Source organism: Streptomyces sp. NPDC102467, assembly GCF_044765445.1.
In the GTDB taxonomy this organism is placed as follows: domain Bacteria; phylum Actinomycetota; class Actinomycetes; order Streptomycetales; family Streptomycetaceae; genus Streptomyces.
The window spans coordinates 497,313-518,169 of record NZ_JBIWKA010000005.1 but is presented as its reverse complement, the minus strand read 5'-3'; the positions used below and the strand labels follow the sequence as shown (position 1 = coordinate 518,169).

Sequence of the window (20,857 nt, the reverse complement as noted above, 5' to 3'; positions counted from 1 at the left end):
AAGAACAACACCTGGCTCCACACTCGGGCCGCCGCCCTCAACCTCCGCCGACTGATCAACCTCGGACTCACCCACGCCCGCGGAACCTGGACACTCGCCCCTGCCACCCCCTAACGGAAGGGGCCATACCCACCCCGCAAAACCCCGCCGACCAGGCAACATCTTCAGCAGACTTCTAGGCGCTGTTTCTCGGATCATGTGCGGAGCCAGATGATGAGTGCTGCGAGGGTGACCGTGCCGAGGTAGATGTACGCCCGTTTCTCGTAGCGGGTGGCGACCGCACGGAAGCCTTTCAAGCGATTGATGGCACGTTCGACGGTGTTCCGTTTCTTGTAACGCTCGCTGTCGAATCCGGTGGGGCGGGAGCCACGGTTGAGCCGGTGTCTGCGCTGGTCACGACGCTCGGGAATGGTGTGGGCGATGCCGCGTCGCCGCAGGTAGCCGCGGTTGTGCCGCGACGTGTAAGCCTTGTCCGCCAGCACGTGGTCGGGCCGGGTGCGAGGCCGTCCCACTCCGCTGCGGGGTACGGCTATCTGCCGCAGCACATGCTCCAGTTGGGGGTCGTCACCGTAGTGGCCGGGAGTCAGCAGGAGGGCGAGGACACGCTGCATCCGCTGCTGCAGCGCAGCGCAGGTACGGCGTTGCGTGCACATCGCGGGCTCGCCAGCATCCGCGACCGTGCCCGTGAAACCGGGTACGAACTGCCCGGCTTCGACGTCGATCCCGATCTGCAGTCCTTCTGTGAATGGGGAAACGCCGACTTCGTCTCTGACGTCGAGACCGCCACCGAGCAGGTCCACTCCCGAACGACCACGCTGGCCGGGAAACTGGCAGCCCTGGGTCCTGAAGCGGGAGTGGCCCGTTTCAATGAACTGATCGAGCAAGCAAGCCTGGTGGGCGAGGGTGCCGACCATCTGACCGCTGTCCGCACGGGCGAGCTGATGACGGATCCGGCGGCCTGGTACCACGCTGCATCCGCTTCGGAGTGCCGCATGCTGCAGGGCGCCGCCCCGACACAGTGGCTCACGCTGGCTCCGGACGCGATACCGACGGCCGTGCTGCAGGCCGCTCTCAAGAACACGCGCAGTCGGCCCGCCGCCATCAGTGCGGTCCTTGCGCGCAGCGTGGTGGACCGGGCAGGAGAGACGGTGATCGCTTCGCTGCGGGCCGAGGACGTTCCCTGGCTGGATAGGCTGTTCTGCCACGACGCTGACGACGTCATGCACCGGCTGCTCGTGCATAAGGATCCGGCCGTCGCCGCGAGCACAGCGGTCAGTTTCGCCGTGGGCACCCCGCCTGGGCCCGCCCTCCCTAAAGACTGGCGGGCAGCATGGAGCAGTGCCTTTGAGGGGCTGCTCGTCGACCGTCTCACCTCGCACAACCAGTGGAGAGCGGGCCACGTGCTTGCGTACGTGGCCGAGCACGACGCCGACACCTTCGAAAGGTTGTTCGGCCGTCAGCTGCAGGACATGGCTGCCCAGGGCTGGTATTCCTCGCCTCTCCCCCCTAACAGCGAGGACCTGCTGGCTCTCCCGCCCCGCCCGCACAGGCTGCGTCTGGCTATCCAGTGATTTCGTATGCCCCGTATCGGCCCCAGCGCTCTGGTCCCTCTGATCAATTCGGACACCGAGCTGGCCAGACAACTACTCAACGAGCACGCTGTCGATCCCGGCCGGCTGGTCACCTGCCTGGAGGAGCAGCGCAACACAGCCCTGGAAGAAATCGGTCCTCTGCTACTGGAGCGGGGAGTGTCCGCGCAGCAGATCGCAGCCGCCGCGGCCTCGTATAGTTCCTGGTCAGGTGACCGCTCACGCATACACCTGGAGCTCATCGACTACTTCACCGCTCTGGCCGATCGTGTCCCGGCGCTGCGGACGGTAGCCGCAGCCGGCTGCTCACAACAGCAGGAGTTGCTCCGCGAGGCAGAAGAGCGACGTCTGGCCAAGTTAACGGGGCCTGACAGGCGGGCCCCAGTGCGAAAGGTCAACCGCACATGAGGAGTCTGTTTCAGACCCCGCTCGCGTCCTCGAAAACGATCCGCAGGTTCGGGCGGGCGGGGTCGTCGCCCGGGATACCGGATGGCAGCACCGGAGCCAACACCTGGAACACCCGGCGCATCGCCAAGTCGTCATAGGCAGCGAGCGTCTCGGTTGCCTGAAGCAGCAGACCTCCGCCGCGCAGTTCCCGTACCGCGTGGAAAACGCCTGTCGCAGCGAGGCGCGAGACGCCTCCGAGCCGTGTCGCCAGCTCGGAAGGCACGACAGTGACCCAGGAGTAGCCGCGGAGATGCGTACGCGCCTCACGTAGAGACTTGCGCTGCGAGCGGCGCAGCGCGGCTTCCAGATCGGTCGTGTCGTGAAAGTTCAGAAAGTCCACGCGGGCGAAGACCGGGTTGGCGTCGTCCAGAGCAGCAGCCAGGAAGTCCACGAGGAGGGTGCACCCTTTCGGGTCGCCGATTCCCGCCCCCGCCTTGAGGGCCACGGTGAGACCCGTGTGGCTTCCTCTACGACCCTCATGCTGGCCTCCTACACGGCCGATATCGTCGACCCACTCACCTTCGCCCTCTGCGGGCTCGTGAAATCCGGCTTGAGCGTAGAACGGTTGCCGGCGCAATTCGTCGGCAAGAGTCGGCCAGTTGTTCTGCACGCCCTTGAACCGAACCTCACGCTGACCGCTGATGGATTCCGTTACGAGCACGTATGAGCGACTGTCGTCTTTCGCCTGATCACAGAAGAAGTAGTCGATGGCGGTGCGGAACCAGTGCTCAAGGAGGCTCCCACGTGGAGCGGCCGCCTGTTCGTCGAGTGTGGCCCAGATGGTCACGTCCATGCTGGGCTCTTCGCTCTCCACTGAAAATCCTCCCTGATCCACCACGCCGCGCAACGCTCACCCTATGCCTGCATCCTGGCTAAGCGAAGGCTCCTCCCGTGAGCCCGTTGAAGATGAATCCAGCGGTGAACAGCATGCCAGTGAAGATGACGGCTCCCGCGCCGGCCTTCTGCGCCCCCGGTGAGAGCTCGAAGCCTCCCGCCGGGCCGCCTCCAGACGCCGCCCCTGTCGGGCCGGGAGCAGGTTCCAGCGCGGGAGCATCGACCGTACCCGGTGCCGGTTCTTCGACCGGAGCCTCCGTGCTCGCGCTCGGCTTGGGGGCGGGACTCGGTTTGGGCGTGGGGTTGCGGCGATCCTTCCGTCCGTAGAATCGCATTCCGGGGAATTCCACCTTGGACCAGACGTTCACGACGCCCTCGCGGGACGCCGCGCGACCCGATAGGACGCCAGGTCCGCGCTCGACGTTCCGATCGTCCCCCTCGTCGTCCAAGTAATCCTTCATACCTTCGACGTACCGAGTCAGGTCCTTCGGGCCATCCGTCTTCCCGTATTCGTTACCGGGTTTGACTTCCCAGATATAGACCTTGTCCTTCGTCCAGAGGATGACGTCGGCGGCACCGTCGTTGCCGGTCTTGTTTCCACTCGCGCCAGGTATGGAGTTGGCAGTCGTGCCGCCGTCACCGATATCCACCGTGACGTAGCCCTCGACCTTGTTCTCCATGGCCCATACCTGGACCGCATAGCCGGACTGGCAGACGGCCGCGTCGTGCCCGCTCATGTGGAAGGTCATCGCGCAGGCAGAGCCGACATTGCTCTTGCCGCCGTGACGAACGACCGTCTTGCCCCCGCTACCTCCCGATCCTCCGCCGGAGCCGGATCCGGAGCCTGAGCCCCCGGCCTTCTGCCGGGTGCTCACGGGCAGCCCGCCCTGGCACTTGATCAGACCCTGCATGCATTCAATGAGCGCTTCGCCGGTCGGGTCCGAGAAGGAGACCGGATTGTTGGCTGCGTATGTGTAGCCGTTGAGGGTCTGTGGCTTGTCGGTTTCGAGCAGCGGGTCAGCGCTGATGAAACGCCCCGTCACCGGGTCGTATTCGCGAGCCCCAATGTGTGTCAACCCCGTGCTCGCGTCAGCGGTCTTGCCCAGGAATCCCTTGTCATCGGGCCACTTACCCGCGCCCCCGGAGCGAGACGCCCCGAACGGCGTGGTGTAGCGCTTGGTGATGGCCTGGGTCGAGGAGTCGAGTGCGACGCTGGATGTTCCGTGCTGATCTGCCGCCATCCAGCACAGGGTGTCGGTGCCCGTCTTGTTGCTGCGCAGGGCGACCGCGTTGCCGTCGAAGCCGTAGTAGCGCTGTCCCCAGTACTTGCCTGTGGTGTTGTCCAGGTGCACTTCGGTCGTGCCCAGGTACAGCACTGTTTCCCCGGCAGCGTTACGGCGAATGAGCAAGTTGCCGTCGGCGTCGTAACCGTAGCCGGTGGTGCTGGCGCCCTCCTTCAACGAGTTCAGCTTGCCCTCTGGCGACCAGGTGAGGGACTGACTGGCGGTGCCGTCGGTGCGCTGCGTGGTGTTGCCTGCGGTGTCGTAGTCGTAGTCGGGCGTGACGCCGGCGCAGGAGGCAGCCGTGGTGGTGGCGGCGAGTGCGTGGGGTTGACCGGAGCTGTAGCAGTAGGACCTGGTCGTGGACGAGGCTGTGGTGTGTGTGGTCTCTGTAGTGCGCAGACCTGAATTCGTATATGTGTAGGACGTCCAGTAAGGGCTCGGCCCGCCCAAGCCGGACGTGCTTCGTGCTGCTTCCGCACAGTTTCCGTCGGTCGGCGTCCATGCTTCGGTCAAGCGGCGGTGCCCGTCGTACCCATAGCATTGGTTGTCTGCGGAGGAGGTTCCGCCCAGCGTCGTCGCGTCCTTGATCGAGGTGACGTTGCCCGTGTCGTCGTAGGCGTAGTTGAGTTCCTGCAGTTCGTACGGGTGGGTCTGGTCCGTCAACACTGCCTGGGTGAGCCGCCCCGTGCCTTCCTCGTAGGAGTTGGTGAGATACGCCTTCTTGGTTCCTGTCGCGCTGGACGTGCCCAGGGTGAACTGTTCGGTCTGCCCCAGGGCGGAGTAGGTGACTCCGAGGATGTATCCCGTGGTCCCGGAGAGGCTGGTCGGCAGGCCGACCCCGTTGTACTCAGAGGTGATCTTCTCGCTGCCGAGTCCGCCGACGGCCGGCTCGTTGATGTACTGCTGGGTGCCGTCGATGTTGTAGTACGTCGAGAAGTCGGTCGTGGCCTTGACGGCGCCGGACGTGACCAGTTTGTCGTCCGACGGAAGCACCAACTGCGTGTTGGTGGGGTGGTAGAGGCTGTCGTAGGCGGTGACCTTCTTGGTGAATGCGGTCCCGGTCGTCCCGTTCGTGTAGCGGGTGGTGGAGTCCAGCTGTCCCTTGGCGAGGGTGTCGTACGCCCAGTTCGTCAGTTTGTTGGCGTCCGTCTTGGAGCCCGACCATTCGTCTGTCTTTCGGCCGAGGACGTCGTAGCCATAGAGAAGGGCCGCGCCCCGCGAGTCGGTGACCTTGGCGACCTGGTCGAGGGCGGTGTATTCGGTGCTCGTCTTACCCTTGTCCGGGTCGTTCGCCGTGTTCTGCCGGCCGTAGAGGTCGTAACCGTAGGACCACACGGCGCCGTCGGGTCCAGTGACCGTGTTCTGCTTTCCGTCCAGCGTGAAGGCGAACCGGGTGCTGGTGTAGGTGGCACCGCTGCTCGCTCCGTAGTCGGTGTCGGAGGGCGAGGTCCCGGCGTACTCCCTGCGCTCGACGGTACGTCCGAGGGCATCGGTGATGTCACGGGTCGCCGAGCCGCCGGCCAGTGCGGTGGTTGCGGTGGAGTCGCCGGTGTAACTGGTCGTGGTGGACCAGCGTTTGACACCGTAGATGTAGAAGCTACTGCCCGTGGGCCGCCCCGCCGCATCGAATGCGGTCTCCGTCTGTTTGGGGGCCTCGCCGTACTCGGCACGCGCGTAGGTACCGGTCGGCGCGTGGTCCTGGTCGAAGATGTCCGCGTACGTCTCGTACGCCAGACCGCGGTTGTCGTATCGAGTGTCGGTCAACAGCCGTCCCCCCAGGGGCGTGGGGGCCTGGGTCTGCAGGGTGCGCAGCAGGGAGTCGTAGACGGTGTAAGCCGTGTTGTACGTGTCCCCGTCGGCTTTGAGCGTGCTGGTCGATGTCCAGGACGGTTTGTCGCTGTTCACCGCGTAGTCGTAGGTGTAGTTGGCGCTCTGTTGGCCCGAGTGGGACCGGTTCGGCAGCCAGACGGCTGTGGTGCGCCCGAGCGCGTCGTACGAAGTCTCGGTCAGTTCGGTGTTGACGTCGTAGACCTTGGTGATCTGTCCGCTCGCCGGGTCGTGGTACGTGTACGACTTCTGCGCCTTGGGGTTCGTCACCACGATGCGGGTCAGTGGACCTGCGGCTGCGGGCGTGTAGGCGACGGTCGTGGTGTTCTTTCCTGCATCGGTGGAGGTCAGCACGCGGCCCAGGCCGTCGAAGGTGCTGGTTCCCGTGGTCTGCCAGGCGGTGGGGTTGCGCTCGCCGTTGGTGGCCGAGGCCGGGTAGGCAGAAGCTCGGCCGCCCCAGGTCTTCAGGCCCTTGCTGGGCTTCTGGTCAGCGCTCCATGCGGTCGCCGAGGGGTTGTCGTAGTACGTCGCGGTGTCGGACAGCACATCGCCGCGGCTCGTCGATGAGGACGGCAGGGACAGTGAGGTCTCGGCGGCCGTGCACGTGCGGGCGACCGACCGGGTGCGGGAGACGAGGGAGTTGATGCCGGCGGGATCGTTGCGGGCATACCAGTTTCGGGTGCAGGTCTCGTCGCCGCTCTTGGCGGTATCGCCCGAGTCGTCGACCGTGAGAGCCATTCCGTAGTCGTCGTACGTGGTGGCAGTGGTGCGCGTGCGCCATCGGGATGTCGCCGTGAGGAAGGTATGGGTGTACGTCTTCGCTGTGCGTATGTAGTAGGACTCGGTGTCCGCATACGACTTGTGCTGGGTCGCCGTCAGCTTCGACCAGGGGTCGTTGACCGTGACCGTCACGGGTGTGGCGCCGTTGTAATCGATCTGCTCGCGCAGCATGCCGGCGAACTGATCGCTGTCTGTCTGGTCCGGGACGTCGAGGCCGACCAGATCGATGCCCTTGACCGTCGCCTGGCGTCGTGCGTCGGGGGCCAGTGTGCCGTCGGATCCGAGCAACCGGTCCCCGTTCATGCCTTGCTGGTAGATCGAGACCGTCTTGGTGGCGGAGGTGCCGGCGCCTTTTGTGGTGGTCACGGTGCCGTAGCCGCGCCAGATCGACCAGGTGCGTTCATCAGCACTGACGAGCGGGTTGTCGTTGTAGTGCCAGGCCGGGTCGGAGTAGCTGTACGCGGTCTCCACGGCGTCGTTCTTGGCAGTCGGATCGGAGACGGTGACGGCGAGAACGCGGTACTTGTGGAACCAGTCGATGCTCGACTCACTCGCGCCGTTGATACCCCAGTACTGCGGAAAGCAGGACTTGGTGTTGTCGTCCTCAGCGGCGGGCATGCGGGAGCCGCGCACGCATTCCGGCTCCGAGAGGGTGACGCGGGTGATGGATCCGGTCTCCGAGGTGATGCTCTCGATGCGCGGACGGCTCAACGGCAGAACGTCGTCGGTGGCGTCCACCCGGTTCTCCCTCATCTGATAGGTGAAGGTGATCGGGTCGAGGGTGATCGCCGCGCCGTTCTTGCCGGTTCGCTTGATGCTCTTGAGCGTCAGGGTCTGGTCGGTGCTGTCTCCGATGTCGCCCCCGTCCAGGTACTCCTGGGTGAACGCCCAGGAATCGACGGGCGTGAACGTGCTGCCGGTCGCCGACCAAGCCCATGTGTCGATCTGGGTGAGTCGCTTCCGTGTGAAGAAGGCAGGGCTGTGTGCATCACAATCCGCCCCCTTCTTGCAGACCGCGTCATAGGGCACGTCCGGCCAGTTGGAGGCGGTGGAGTCCTTCAGTTCCGTGCAGTCGGAGGCCGTGCAGCGTTCCTCATAGGTGAAGGTGACCTTGTTGGAGGTGACTCCTGTGAAAAGAGTGTCCTTGTTCTGGCCGTAGAGGATCTTGGTGAGATAGCCGCCGCGGGTGTACTCGGACGTTGCGGTGGAAGCGCCGTTCTTCGCGTAGGCGTTCACCTCCGCCGTGTACCAGTAGGTGGCCGCGTTTCCGCTGGGGTCCTCGACGTAGTCCAGGTTCCAACGCCAGGCTTGGGTCAGCGAGCGATCAGCGAAGGAAGTCCCCTGGTCGTACCCGGGCTCTCCTGCATCATCCCCGTACACCGGCACGGCCCACACCGAGTTGGTGCGCTCGGTGCCCGCACCGGAAAGCTTGTTAAGACCGAAGACGTACTTGGTGCCGTCGCCCGTGGTCACCGTCCAGTACTCGCCGTTGCCGTCGCCGTTGTCGGCTCCGGTGGATTGCGTGACGGTGGAGGCGTCATCGTTCGCCAGCCGCCATTGTCCGGTGGAGTCGTCCTTGACCAGTTCGCTCGACTTGCCCTTCAGGACGAGGGAGGCGTTGTCGTACTTCCAGCACAGGTCGTTCTTGTCGTCCTGGCCGTCCTGGTCGCAACTGCCGTACGACCGCTCGACATACGACGTCGCCGACAGGTCGAAGCCCTCACCGATCGGCGTGGTCTGATTGTTCGTGGAGGCCGTGCGGCCGTCGACGGTGCCCGAGTCGTACGACAGTTGCAGGGACGGGGCGGGTCCCGCGGCAGCTGGTGGCACGTTCATCGGATAGGACCACGTGAACGAGCCGGCGCTGCCGCCCGCTTCCCACGTCGACGAGGAGGAGAGCGAGGTCGCCTTGTAGGTGCCGGCCCCGGAGGAGGATGCAGGAGAAGTGGCCGCGAGAGCGAGGACCGTGGCGCTCTCGGTGCCCCGAGCCATCGCGACGTCGGCCGACACCGTCTGCTTCTTGATGTCGTTGCGCGAAGCCAGCGGCACCGCCTTGCGGCACTCCGCCCTGTCGGGAGTGGTCAGCGCGCACGCCGGCAGGTGCAACAGACCGAGTCGCCCGGACCAACCACCGCCGTACGCCGAGGCGAACGCCGAGTAGTCCACGGACAGCCGGGCCCGCCCGGGGTGGGTGGCCGCGGTGGCCAGCAGAACACCCTTGATCCCGACGGCCTCAGTGGTCCTGCGGTCCAGCACCTGGATCGTGGTGTCGCCCGTGGCCACGTTCCCGACGCTTCCCCTGGCCACGGTGACGGGCAGGCCCCCGACCGTGCCGGTGGCCCGGCCCGAGCGGTTACCGGGAAGGGAAGTGGAGACCCGACCGGGCCTCGGCCATGCGGAGTGCTGTTCGGTGGCTGCCCGGCCCGCCTGGGCCGCGTTCCGCTTGCGCGACGCGGCCACATCGGCGCGGGCCTTCTGCGCCCCGAGGCCGGTGACCGCTCGTACGTCGCTGTCACGCTGTTCGGGCACGGCAGGACGGCCAAGGCCCCCCGGCGCCGCCTGCACCGGCTGTGCTGCGGGCAGCACCCCGGTGACCAGCGCGACGGTCATCGTCAACACGATCCCGGCGCGTCTTCCACGCAGCCGACGAACAGCTCTCGTACCGGTGTTCACGGACATACCCCTGTCAAGGCGCGGCACGCTCACGGCCGCAGAAGAAGGACGAGTCTGAGGGTGAAGCGGACGTGCCGGTCAGCTGCCGACCAGGGTGTCGATCTGCGTGCCGTCGGCGGCTGCCCCGGCCCAGACCCGGATGTCGGAGATCCGGCCCGGCAGGTAGTGGCCCCAGGCACCGTTCACAAAGCCCTTGCCGACGGCGAAGTCCCCCGAGCCGACAGCAGCCGTGTACGAGGTGTCGGTATCGTTCTGAGTGGAGTCCAGGTACATGGCGATGGTGCCGGCCTGGGCGTCGTACACACCGGTCACCCGCACCCGACTGCCCACGACGGCCGCGCTGTCCGAGTCCACGGCAGTGAAGGTGCCATCCGCCCCGAGGCGCCCGAACCGCCAGAAGCCGACGGGGACTTCATACGGGTTGTCGTCGTCGTCGAACCGGGTTTCCGTTCCGGTCTGCTCGTACCACACCCCCCAGGCGGAACCGTCCGCGCTGCGCTGCCCCATCACCTGCCCGATGAACCCGGTTCCCTTCGCGTTCAGCGCCGCCTGGTCGAGCTCCACTTCGGTGCTCACGGTGAAGGAGCCGGTCTCGTCGACGAGGGGACCAGCCGTGGTCGCGGCGTCGTCGACACCGTCCAGCACGATCGCCTCTCCGTCGAGGAAGGCGCCGCCGGTGAGGGTCAGCGACCGGCCGTAGCCGGAAGTGGTGTCGGTCAGGGTGGTGCCGCTCGCCCCCTCCGGGTTGAAGGCAGCGACCAGTTCGGTGGCCGTCGCGGTGTCCGTGCCGTTCAGCAGTCTCGCCTCTTTGGCGATGTCGCCGGGCTCAAGGGCCTGCTGGAAGACCGCGACCTCGTCCACGCGCCCCCGCCAGTAATCCAAGTAGGTACCCGACGTGTAGCTGGCCCTGCCGAACTGCATCACTCCGTCCGGGGTCTGCTTCTCCCCGCCGGAGGGGACGGCGACTGGGCTGCCCTGGGACCGGCCGTTGACGTACAGCTGGATGGTCTTGTGCTCGGCGTCGTAGACACCCGCCAGTTGCGTCCACGTCTTCAGCACGACGCCCTCGGCCGCGGCGTTCTGGGCGACGAAGTGGCGCGTTCCGGTGGAGTCGGTCCAGGTGAAGCGGAACACCCACCGCTTGACACCGGACGAGTAGTACAGCGAGAAGCCCGAACTGTCGCTTCCGGTCTGCGACAGTATCGTTCGATAGTCGCTGCTGTCCGTGAGATACGCCCAGGCGGAAACGGTGTAGGAGGACTGGGTGTTGACCGCCGGAGCGGAGGTAGCGGCGTACCCGGAATGCCGCGAGGTGTCGGAGGTGTCGTTCAGCCACAGGGATCGGTCGCCGTCACCGCGTCGGCCGAACGAGGACCATCCGGCGCCGGTGGTGTAGAGCGTGGCGGCGTGGCGTGCGCCCTCGGCCGTGGCCGTGTCGGCCCCGGAGGCCACGGTGGATCCCGGGTCGCCGTCGTCGAAGTGCCAGCGCCCGGAGGCGCCTTGACTCTCCAACACGTTGAACCTCACGCTCGCGGTGGCGCCCCAGCGGCCACTGCCCACGTTGTCCAGCGCCCGCACTTGAAGAACTTGGGTTCCTGCCAGAGCCGGCGCGATCGCCTTCTTCACCGTGGCGCCGGAGACCGTGGACGACCAGGAAGTGGAGGACGACAGCTTGTATCGGTACCCGACGACCGTGCCCGCGTCGCCGGACGCCGGCGCGAAAGTGAAGTCGTCCTTGACTCCGGGGCCTCCGGACGCAGCGCACACGTTGGCCGCGCACGGCGTGTAGGTCGTGCCGAAGCCGATCACAGGCGCTTTCGGCGCTGTGGTGTCGACCTTGAAGTAGCAGTAGCCCTTGGATGCGGCTGTGCTGGGCGACTCGAGGAAACTTCCGTTGTTGTAGTACGAGCGCGTGAACACGCCCATCCGGTACGACGCGCCTTCCGACAACGTGACGGGTGAGCTCACCGACACCCTGTCGCCATCGCCCACGTACCCGCTGCTGGGCCGCATTGGTTCGGTGACCGTTCCCCACGTACCGTCGCTGCTCTTCTTCTGTACATAGAAGTGGGTGCGCAGGTTGGCCCCGCTCTCCCCGCCCGCCTGCGTTTGGGCCACAGCCGTGAGCGTCGGGGTGGGATCCGAAAGCACATCCGGGTCACCCGCATCGGTCTCGCAGGAGGACACCTCCCCGGAGAGCACACCAGGACTCGTGGGTGTGGCGGGAACGCCGACGTAGTCGACATCCAGTACGGCGTCGTCGTCGAAACGCTTCCAGCCGTTGGGATCCGACTCGTTGTACGCCTTCAACATCAGCGTGAAGCGGGAGAAGTCACCGGCGGCGAACGCCTTCACGGTGTTGGTGAGGTTCTCGTAGCTCTGCTTCGGGTCGTCATGAAACTCGATCGGCGCGTCCGGTTCGCTGGGATCACACGCCGAGCCCCGGCCCGCCGAGACAGTGCGGTCGCCCATGATGTCCCAGTTGCTGGTCGGGCCGGGCCACTTCGTCGACGAGGAGATGTTCGGGGTACGCACCAGCTGCACCGTGGTGTTGTCACAGGACATCGACCAACGTTCGGTCACACGGAAAGTGGCATCCAGCACCCGTTTGCCGCGCAGCGCCGTCGGCGCGAACTCGAAGTACATGCGCTGCTTGTAGCCGGAGCCACAGACATACGCGTACCCACCGGTCACGTACGTGCCGCAGTAGCCAACACCTTCACCGTCGTCACCGCCAGAGAAGTTGTAGAAGGTATCGCCGTCCGAGGACAGCAGTGTGCGCTCCGACTCGCCCCACGAGATATCGGGGTCGATATAGGCCGGCAGGACCGTTTCATCGCCGGTGAGCAGCCCGGCGTCCGGCACGACGGTGATGGAATCGCCGTCCGCGCTGACCGGCAACACCACGGATGCGTCCCCGTCACCAGGACCCGCTGCGGGATCCGGGGTGAGGTCGCCATCTGCGGCGACCGGGTCCTCTGCCGAGCCGCGCGATGACACTGCCGCCCTGGCACTGGCCGTGCCACCGGCGGAGTCCCACTGCCGAGCGGCAGGCGAACGGAATATCGCGTTGCCGTTCTCGTCCACCGCGTTCAAGCCGCCGCCGACACCGCCTTGCAGGGTCAACCCGCGCGCCTGCACGGGAAAATCGAGCTTCTTGAGTGCGTCGCCGGCTGCCGCCTCGGCGGTCCGGACGATCAGCACCTCTCGGTAGCCTTCGGTGGTCGCTGTCATTTTCAAGTCGACGCCGAGGATCACGTCGGCATATAGCGCCGAAGGCCCGTCCAGCGTCGGCTCGGGCAGCCTGCCGGGCCAACCGACCCTGAGCGACTTGCCGTCCTCGGCCACCTTCACCAGGTCGGATCCGTCTCCTCCGCCCGAGAAGGACACATCGGCCACTGCCGCTTTCGGACCGACGGTGCCGTTCTCCCGCCGCTCCAGCGTCGCGTCCGGCGCGACCCAGGAGCCATCCTTCTGCCGTACCCGGACAGGAACCGTGGACTGACTCAGCGAGGAAGTGACACCGTCCGGATTCGCATACGTCGTTGCGTATTCCGTGCGTTGTGCGGTGATTTCTACGCGTTCACCTGAATCCGCCGCCTTCGCTGCCGCCAATTCAGCCTCGGAGGCATTCTCTTTCGGCGCTGCGTACATGGAATCCGCATGCGCAACCGGGGCGGGTATGAGAACGCCAAAACCCGGAAGGGCAGCGAGCAGCGCCAACGCCGCCGTGACCGCAGGCAGCCCCAACCGCCCTCGCCTCAAGCCAACATGACAGCGCGTCACACAGTCCCCCCGGGAGAAACACACCTTCTTCATGGTGAGGTTTCAGTTTCTACAAGGGTTGATCACATCCGGTCAAGTCTTTGCTTTGACGAGAGCCCAGACCGCACCGAAATCGCAGCCATGAAGAATTGGAAGTGAACGAAAATAGAACTGGAGAGAAACTGCAGATGCCGCGCATGCTTTATCTCCTGGCATCACTGGGTTCGAGTCGTCTTCCGCCGCCGCACCCGGGTGCTGCCGCAGCCCTGAGGCTTTCCGACCTTCGGGAACTCGCATCCTGATCGAAGGTCGACGACGGCAGCAGCTTCCCGGCCGGCCACGCCACCGCGTTCACCGGGGCCGGACGAAACACGAAATTGCAGTTCAAGGTCTCCGACGTGGACGCGTGCGCTCGGCAGCAGCGCCTCCGCTGAGACGGCGGCGACTCCGGAGCTTCGCACGTCCGAAGCCGCCGCCGATCTATGCGGCCAGTGCCACGTCGAGCACCTGCGCCGCCTTCCCGATCGACCCGGGCATCAGATGCCGGTAGATCTTGAAGGTGACGTCGATGCTCTTGTGTCCCATCCACTCCGCGACATCCGTGATCGCGAGTCCGTTGGTCAGGCAGTTCGACGCGAAGAAGTGGCGGTACCCGTAGATCACCATCCCCTCGGGGATGTCGACCTCGACCGCTGCCTTCATGCGCTTCCACTGGTTCGACAGCCCCCAGTGGGGATAGGGCTTCGCCGCGTTGGTCGGCTGGCGTAGCAGGTACCCGTCGACCGTGCCGTACTTCTCGGCGTACCAGTCGATCGTCTCCCGCACTCGTGGCGGCAGCGGTACATCGCGGTACTCCCCCGCCTTGCGGTGCTTCAACGGGCCGTACTCGCCCGTCGCCTGAACCACCTGCTCGTTCACCCGGTACACGTCGTCCGCGACGATGTTCTTGAGGTTGACGGCAGCCGCTTCTCCGTTTCGCAGTCCACAGCCACTCATCAGGTCCACGAGCACCGTGAAGGCGTCATCCCCGGCCGTCCGGTGCGACCTCAGCTGCTCCAGCGAAGGGATCACTGCCCGATCCGGGTCATACTGCGGAGCCTTCACCCCATCCAGAGGGTTGTCCGCATAGAGGCCGAGCCGATGAGCATCGAGGAGGATCGCGCGCACTTTGTCGAAGGCGTTGGACTGCGTAGCCAGGCCCGCCTGCGCGCGCTCCATGGAGCGGATGAAACCGTCGACCACCTTGTGATCGAAGCTCAGCATCTTCCGGCTGCCGATCGCCGGGAAGACGTGGTGCTCCAGGAGCGAGTCGAGGTGGCGGATGGACCCGGCGGCCAGATGCCGCTGGCCCCCCTTCCACTCCTCCGCGTACTCCTCGAAACGCATGGCGCCGTACTTCGCTATGCGCTCCGCCCTCGCCTGAGACCCCGGCCTGCGCCTCTTCTCGTTGTAGATCTCCGTCAAACGGTCGATCGCGTCGTCCTGCCGCGGGAAGCCCGCCTCCTCGGTCTGCTGGCCCCCCGCGTTGCGGTAACGAATCTTGTACGAGTGCGGGCACTTCGACCACCGCGACTCAGGGTGGTCGCAGTCCTTGAAGAAGGTGCCCATACCTCGCGTGAGCTTGCGTGCTGCCATGTGGTGCTGACTCCTCGACGTCCGATGCTGACCGCCGAGGGTGTCCGATACCTCTGACCTGGGAAGAAACGGCAAACCCGTGGTATGTGGTGGAACTTCATCGGCCGCAACCAGGACGAGATCACTCAGGCGCGGGAGGACTGGATGAGTGGGTCGCGATTCGGGGAGGTGAAGGGGTACGACGGCGACCCGTTGGACGCGCCCGAGCTTCCGCCTGTTCCTCTCAAACCCCGAGGTCGAGTGCGTTGAACGGAACGCCTTGCTGCGGGCCGTCTTCATGGCCTGCTCGCGCGTCGGGGCGAGGGCGGAGAGAACCTCGATCGCCTCGCGAATGTAGCGGTAGGCCGCGCGGCTCGGCGAACCGATGACCAAGGCAGGTTGGAACAGGCTCAGTTTCTGGAATTGCCTGGAACGATCCCCAACAGATTCGTCGCCTACTGCGAGCCGGGTTCTTTGTAGGTCGGCCCGCGAGGCCCCTTCTCTGGGCTGCTGCAAGTGGGGTCAGTCTCGGTACCAATCCTCACCGTCGCTGCCGAGGGCGTTTCGCAGGTAATTTTCGAGAGATCCCGCTACCCATGTGCGGCTGTCTGTTTCGTGATCCCACACGAAGATCTCGTCGTCACGGGTCGGCCGGCGAATGAAGGCGAACTGGTCCCCGCCCCCATTGTCTCCGAAAAACATGAGCGAATCGAAGGCCTGATAGAGATCACGAAACTGTCCGTCCAGGCGAAACCCCTCGTTGCCGCTCAGAATCTTTTCGGCACTCCAGATGATGTCGGTCCCGTAGTCGTCAGTGATCCCGTTGGTCTCAAGAAGGAGATCGCGGAGGGGCTGTGGGATGGTTTGCCCCAGGCATTGCTCGATTGCTGCCAGGGAAGCCTCACCGGCCGAATCCTGAAGGCCAACGCCCGGGAACTCTGAAGTGAGTTCACGCCACATATGTCTCCGCTCCACTCATCGGGTCACTATCTGATTCGAGAACTGAAACATTTTCCGAGCCTATCATTTACGCGCGTGACGTTGGTCGAGCACCTCCCGCCTGGTCGGATTGGGATGCGTGCGACAGAACTCATTCCACGACACACGGATGTCGCTGGAGTGAACCCTACTGTCGATATCTCCCTTAGGAATTCCTAGCAAGTTTTCGAGGGGGGGGTGATTTCATCGGGTGAGAAAATTCCGGTGTAGCGCTTGAGGACCTGTTGTTCGATAGCGTGATGTACCACAACCTTCCCTTTTGAGCTCCGGATGCGTCTTCGCAGGGAGTGAGCCCGAAGGGGTCTGTCCACAGGTGCGGGTTGTGGATATAGGTGACCGGATGCGGCGCAGGCGCCAAGCCGAGGGGGTCCGGCGTAGGTATCGCGCGGTCTCCGGGTCGTACTGGCAGAAGTGGTTGTAGTGCAGGCCCGTTTCCGGGACCGTCCAATCAACGGGTCTTACAAGATTTTCGTAGGCGTTGATCGGCTGATCGGTTTCGGCCTGGTCCTGTGTTCCGGTGCGGCAGGCTGGTGGCGTGTGATGTCGAACTGACGGAACTGCTGCCACATTTGTCGTCGGTGCTGGTCGAGACGGTGGAGACGGGCGGCTCTCTGGTCAGGATCACAGTGCGGACTCCGGATTCGAGACCAATGGATTGCCCCGGCTGCGGGCAGCCATCGGAATGGGATCACAGCGGCTATGTGCGGCATGGGGCGGCAGTTGGAGGTGCTCGGCGATCTCGCTCCCGGTCCAGCCCTTGTTGATCAGGCGCAGGGACTGGTCGTGGAGGTAGCCGTACAGGTCGCGCTGGGTCTCCAGGAAGTGGATGACGCGCTCTTGTCCCCAGGTCGGCCAGTGGTGCGAGGCGAACGCGACGTCCACCGTGTCACCGAACAGGTCGATCGTCTCGGTGAGCGCGTGCGACCAGACGTGCGGGTCGCGGACGACGGCGCCGCGCAGGGTCAGCAGGTTGTGCAGGGTGTGGGTGGCGTCCTCGGCGGTGCACAGGGCCCTGAAGTCGGGGAAGTGGATGAGCAGTTCGGCGGGGGCCTCGGTGTCGGGGGCCATCTGGAAGACCATCCGGACCCCGTCGACGACCTCTTCCTGTCCCGTCGTGGAGACGGTGAGGGTCGGCGGGATGAGGGTGACGGTGCCGGTCGAGGTCGTCTGCCCGAGTCCGGCGCCGACTGCTCCCTGTGGGCCCCGGGCGAGCGCCGCGCCGTACATGTAGGCGGCGCGCCGACTCATGGCCGTGCCCGCGTACACGTTCTCGGCCACGGCGTGCTCGGTGAAGTCCTCTGGCGCGATGACCGGGGTGCGCCCGACGCGCTCGTCATTTTGTGGGCACGGCGTCGGCCCGACGGCTCAACTCCGGTCCCTGCGCTCGGGCTCAGCGCCGCGTCGTGCCTCGCTGTGGGCCACGGAGTCCAGCAGCAGGCCGATGACGGCGCCGATGAGCAGATACACCATCGCGGTGCCCGACTTGGACGCCAGGGACGCGGCGGTGGTGAAGGGGAGGAGCACCATGATCGCGGTGGCCGGCGCGACGATCCAGAAGAAGAGCCGCTCCGGGCACGGGGTCGCCACCATGAGCAGGTGCAGCAGCGCCGTTGCCACCAGCGCGGCGAGGGCGGCGCCGCCTGCCAGCGAATCGGTGGTGCCACCGGTCGAGGGCACACATACGGGGATGTCGAGCACTCCGCGTATGAGGAAGAGGGTGGCGACGGTGGTGAGCGCCGCGGCCACCGCGGCCATCACCCCTCCCGCCCACAATCGACCGGTGCGAAAGCGGGGCCGGGCCGGAGGGAGAGGTGCGGGACCGGGAAGGGGAAAGGCTGTGCTTGAGGGCGAACTCGACCGGCTGAAGGGGCTGTTCGGTGGTTTCGGTGGTTCCATGAAGAGCTGCCCTTCTGAGCCCCTGAAGAATGATTTCAGGTGAGCAGTTTCGTTTTCGCGCGGGAGAATTCCTCGTCGGTGAGTGAGCCTGAACGGTGCAGTTCGGCGAGGCGCGCGAGTTCGTCCGTTCCGCCGGCCCCGGTGTTGCTCTCGGCGGCCGTCTTACGGATGTAGTCCTGGAACTGCGCTTCCGCCTGCTTCGCTTGCTTGGCATCGCGCCGGCCCATTCCGCGGCCGCGGGCGATGACGTAGACGAGCACCCCCACGTACGGGAGCACGATGCAGAAGATCAGCCAGCCCGCCTTGCCCCAGCCGCTCAGTTCCTCGTCCCGGAAGATATCCGTGACGATGCGGAAGAGCAGGAACAGCCACACGATCCACAGGAAGAAGTAGAGCATCGTGAGGAAGAGGTCGAGAAGGGGATAGTCGTCCATGGCTCCCTCTTTCCGTCCGCGTGCAGATGATGCTGTGAAGTATCGCCCTGCGGCCGGTCGTACGCATTTCGGTGCGTGGGGTTATCGATGGCCGTGCATCCCGAAAACAGTGCGGCTTTGCCTGTTGCGCCGATCAACGCCCCACCGGGCAAAGGGAGTTCCGTGACCGGTGGAATGCGGGCCCGGTCGGCCAGGTCACGCGCCGACGCGGCGAACGAGGACCGCGCCCGACCCCCGTCTCGTCATCGTCACCCTTGAGGCGGGTCCGGGGCGGGTCCCCTGTTCGGGTCACCCACCTCGCCGAAGGGCGGGCCTGACGCATCCCATGGAGTGCAGCACGGTCGTCCCGGCAGGAGGCATCAGTGGCGCAGGGCTCACATCCCGCAGGCCCGGACGAGCAGGCGGAACTCAGGGCGTTGCGAGAGCGGGTGGCGACACTCGAGAGCGAGCGCTCCCCCGGGCGCCGGCGGCACCGGCGGCGTTCCTTCCTGGCCGCCGTACTCATCGTCGTCGGGTGTGTGCTCGCGCCGCTGTCCGTGGTCGCGGCGTGGGCGGCCGACCAGGTCGGCGACACCGACCGGTACGTGGCGACGGTCGGCCCGCTCGCCTCGGACCCGGCGGTGCAGGACGCCGTCGCGAACCGGGCGACCGACGCGCTCATGTCCCGTATCGACCTCTCGACGCTCCTGTCCGACGTGCCCGCCCAGGACCGGCCGCGCCTGGAGAAGGCGCTCGGCAGGCTCGGTGACTCGCTGGAGGGCGCCGTCCGCAGCTTCGTCCGCGACAAGGCCCGTGCCGTGGCCGGTTCCGACGCGTTCGAGACGATCTGGAAGCAGGGCAACCGGCAGGCCCACAGCGCGCTGGACAAGGCGCTGACCGGCAAGGGCGGCGGCGCCGTCCGGCTTGAGGGCAACACGGTCACCGTCGATCTCGCACCCCTGGTCGACCGCGTCAAGCAGCGCCTCGTCGACGACGGGATGACCGTCGCGGGCCGGATCCCCGAGGTCCACACCGACTTCACGCTGGTCACGTCGGAGAGCATCAGCAGTATCAGCAAGGCCAGGACGTACGTGCGGCTGCTGCAACTCGCCGGGAACTGGCTGCCCGTCATCGCCCTGGTCCTGGTCGCCGCGGGCGTCCTGCTCTCCGTACGCAGGCGAAGGGCCCTGGTCACCGGAGCGCTCGCCGTGGCCGTCGCCACCGGGCTGCTCGGCATCGGACTGCGCGTCTTCCGAGTGTTCTCTCTGGACCGGCTGCCCGCCGACGTCTCGCAGGACGCGGCCGCCGCCGTGTACGACACCATGACGCACTTTCTGTTCACCATGGTCCGCATGGTCGTCGCGCTCGGCGTCGTCGTCGCACTGGCGGCATGGCTGACGGGGCCGGGGCGCCGGGCCGGTCTGCTGCGCGGGCTGTGGACCTCCGGCATCGGCGGTGTGCGGGCGACCGCCGAACGGGCCGGGATGCGAACAGGCCCGGTCGGTCCCTTCGTCCGCCGCTACCGGACCTGGATCACCTGGGTGCTCGTGGCCGCCGCCCTGCTCACGTACCTGCTGTGGTCCTACCCGACGGGCTGGGTGGTCGTCGGGATCGCGCTGTGCCTGTTGTTCGTGCTGGCCGTCGTCGAGTTCCTCGGCGGCGCGGCACCGGCCGAGACCGGGCCGCCGCATGGACGCACCCGCTGACGTGTCCACCCCGAGCAAGGAGACATGATGCGCGCCCCTCGGACCTCCGCCGCTCTCTTGACCGGTCTGCTGTGCGCCGGACTCGCCACAGGATGCGGGGACGACGAGGACAAGGCCGATCCGATGCGCGACCAGCAGTGGGCGCTCGACACGCTGAAGCTGCCCGCCGCCTGGGACGACGCGAAGGGCGACGACACCGTGATCGCCGTCGTCGACAGCGGCGTCGATCTGGATCACCCGGACCTCAAGGACCGGCTCGTGCGCGGCTACGACTTCGTGGACGGTGACCGGAGCCCCAAGGACGGGTTCGGCCACGGCACCCACGTGGCGGGCATCGCGGCGGCGGACACCGACAACGGCACGGGCATCGCGGGCGGGGCGCCCGGCGCGAAGATCATGCCCGTACGCGTCCTCGGCTCGGACGGCAGCGGCACCAACGCCGACATCACCAAGGGCATCGTCTGGGCCGCCGACAACGGCGCCGACGTCATCAACCTCTCCCTCGGTGAGGGCCCCCTGATGTCCAACCTCCTCCAGGGCGGCATCCTCAACAAAGCCATCCAGCACGCCCACGACAAGGGCGCCGTGGTCGTGGCCGCCGCCGGGAACGACAGCGCCGACACCCAGCCCTACAAGACCGACACCCCGGTGCTCGTGGTCGGTGCGAGCGACAAGAACGGGCGCCCGGCGGACTTCTCCAACTTCGGTGCGGAGAACGCCGTTTCGGCCCCCGGCGTCGACATCCTCTCCACGCTGCCCACGTACACCGTCGAGCTGACGAAGAAGAACGACTCCGGGTACGGGAAACTCGACGGCACCTCGATGGCGGCGCCCTACGTGGCGGCGGTCGCGGCCCTCCTGCATCAGGAGGGCGAGAACCCCGACGAGATCATGAAGACCATCCGCGACACCACCACCGACCCGGGGCAGCAGAAGCGGCTCGGTCTGGGCGTGGTGAACGCGCAGGCCGCCGTCGATGCCGCCGACGACTGACGGCGGGGCAGCGTCATGGCCTCCGTAGACGCGGGCAC

General features: G+C 66.2%; 10 protein-coding genes and 5 pseudogenes. 4 read left to right on the top strand and 11 right to left on the bottom strand.

The window, feature by feature from the left end; all coding sequences use genetic code 11:
- Positions 1-194: 194 nt before the first annotated feature.
- Positions 195-605: pseudogene (locus tag ACIREE_RS13350) on the bottom strand (IS5 family transposase); the annotation flags it as partial.
- On the opposite strand from ACIREE_RS13350, the gene ACIREE_RS13345 reads away from it, so the two are divergent.
- Complete coding sequence (locus tag ACIREE_RS13345; protein WP_404150512.1) at positions 546-1,571, top strand: hypothetical protein; 1,026 nt, start codon at positions 546-548, stop codon at positions 1,569-1,571. The pseudogene ACIREE_RS13350 and the gene ACIREE_RS13345 overlap by 60 nt on opposite strands.
- Before the next feature lie 436 nt (positions 1,572-2,007).
- Here ACIREE_RS13345 and ACIREE_RS13340 read toward each other — a convergent pair whose 3' ends face one another.
- The 4 genes from ACIREE_RS13340 to ACIREE_RS13325 form a co-directional block, all read right to left on the bottom strand.
- Positions 2,008-2,829 (bottom strand): hypothetical protein, encoded by an 822-nt coding sequence (locus ACIREE_RS13340; RefSeq protein ID WP_404150463.1) that lies wholly within the window; start codon positions 2,827-2,829, stop codon positions 2,008-2,010.
- A 79-nt stretch (positions 2,830-2,908) separates the two neighbouring features.
- Complete coding sequence (locus ACIREE_RS13335) at positions 2,909-9,370, bottom strand: RHS repeat domain-containing protein (RefSeq protein ID WP_404150461.1); 6,462 nt, start codon at positions 9,368-9,370, stop codon at positions 2,909-2,911.
- Between the two features lie 141 nt (positions 9,371-9,511).
- Positions 9,512-12,832 carry a LamG-like jellyroll fold domain-containing protein gene (locus ACIREE_RS13330; protein ID WP_404150459.1) on the bottom strand — a complete coding sequence of 1,107 codons (3,321 nt, stop codon included), beginning with the start codon at positions 12,830-12,832 and terminating at the stop codon, positions 9,512-9,514.
- A gap of 846 nt (positions 12,833-13,678) precedes the next feature.
- The gene (locus ACIREE_RS13325) at positions 13,679-14,833 is read right to left on the bottom strand and encodes a tyrosine-type recombinase/integrase (RefSeq protein WP_404150510.1); all 1,155 of its coding nucleotides are present in this window, start codon (positions 14,831-14,833) and stop codon (positions 13,679-13,681) included.
- An 84-nt stretch (positions 14,834-14,917) separates the two neighbouring features.
- Here ACIREE_RS13325 and ACIREE_RS13320 point away from each other — a divergent pair.
- A pseudogene (locus tag ACIREE_RS13320) lies at positions 14,918-15,082 on the top strand (pirin family protein); the annotation flags it as partial.
- A gap of 3 nt (positions 15,083-15,085) precedes the next feature.
- Here ACIREE_RS13320 and ACIREE_RS13315 read toward each other — a convergent pair.
- The 6 genes and pseudogenes from ACIREE_RS13315 to ACIREE_RS13290 all read right to left on the bottom strand — a co-directional run.
- Positions 15,086-15,178: pseudogene (locus tag ACIREE_RS13315) on the bottom strand (IS5/IS1182 family transposase); the annotation flags it as partial.
- Between the two features lie 156 nt (positions 15,179-15,334).
- Positions 15,335-15,772, bottom strand: a complete 438-nt coding sequence (locus ACIREE_RS13310) for an SMI1/KNR4 family protein (protein WP_404150457.1) — start codon at positions 15,770-15,772, stop codon at positions 15,335-15,337.
- A gap of 319 nt (positions 15,773-16,091) precedes the next feature.
- A pseudogene (locus ACIREE_RS13305) lies at positions 16,092-16,252 on the bottom strand (RHS repeat-associated core domain-containing protein); the annotation flags it as partial.
- 270 nt (positions 16,253-16,522) lie between these two features.
- Positions 16,523-17,134, bottom strand: a pseudogene (locus tag ACIREE_RS13300) (MBL fold metallo-hydrolase); the annotation flags it as partial.
- Positions 17,135-17,176: 42 nt separating this feature from the next.
- Entirely contained in the window at positions 17,177-17,707 is a 531-nt protein-coding gene (locus ACIREE_RS13295) for a DUF6069 family protein (protein ID WP_404150455.1), read from the bottom strand.
- A gap of 35 nt (positions 17,708-17,742) precedes the next feature.
- Positions 17,743-18,141 carry an SHOCT domain-containing protein gene (locus tag ACIREE_RS13290; protein ID WP_404150453.1) on the bottom strand — a complete coding sequence of 133 codons (399 nt, stop codon included), beginning with the start codon at positions 18,139-18,141 and terminating at the stop codon, positions 17,743-17,745.
- A gap of 362 nt (positions 18,142-18,503) precedes the next feature.
- On the opposite strand from ACIREE_RS13290, the gene ACIREE_RS13285 reads away from it, so the two are divergent.
- Positions 18,504-19,826 (top strand): hypothetical protein, encoded by a 1,323-nt coding sequence (locus ACIREE_RS13285; protein WP_404150451.1) that lies wholly within the window; start codon positions 18,504-18,506, stop codon positions 19,824-19,826.
- Positions 19,827-19,850: 24 nt separating this feature from the next.
- Positions 19,851-20,819 carry a S8 family peptidase gene (locus tag ACIREE_RS13280; protein WP_404150449.1) on the top strand — a complete coding sequence of 323 codons (969 nt, stop codon included), beginning with the start codon at positions 19,851-19,853 and terminating at the stop codon, positions 20,817-20,819.
- The last annotated feature ends 38 nt before the right edge of the window (positions 20,820-20,857 follow it).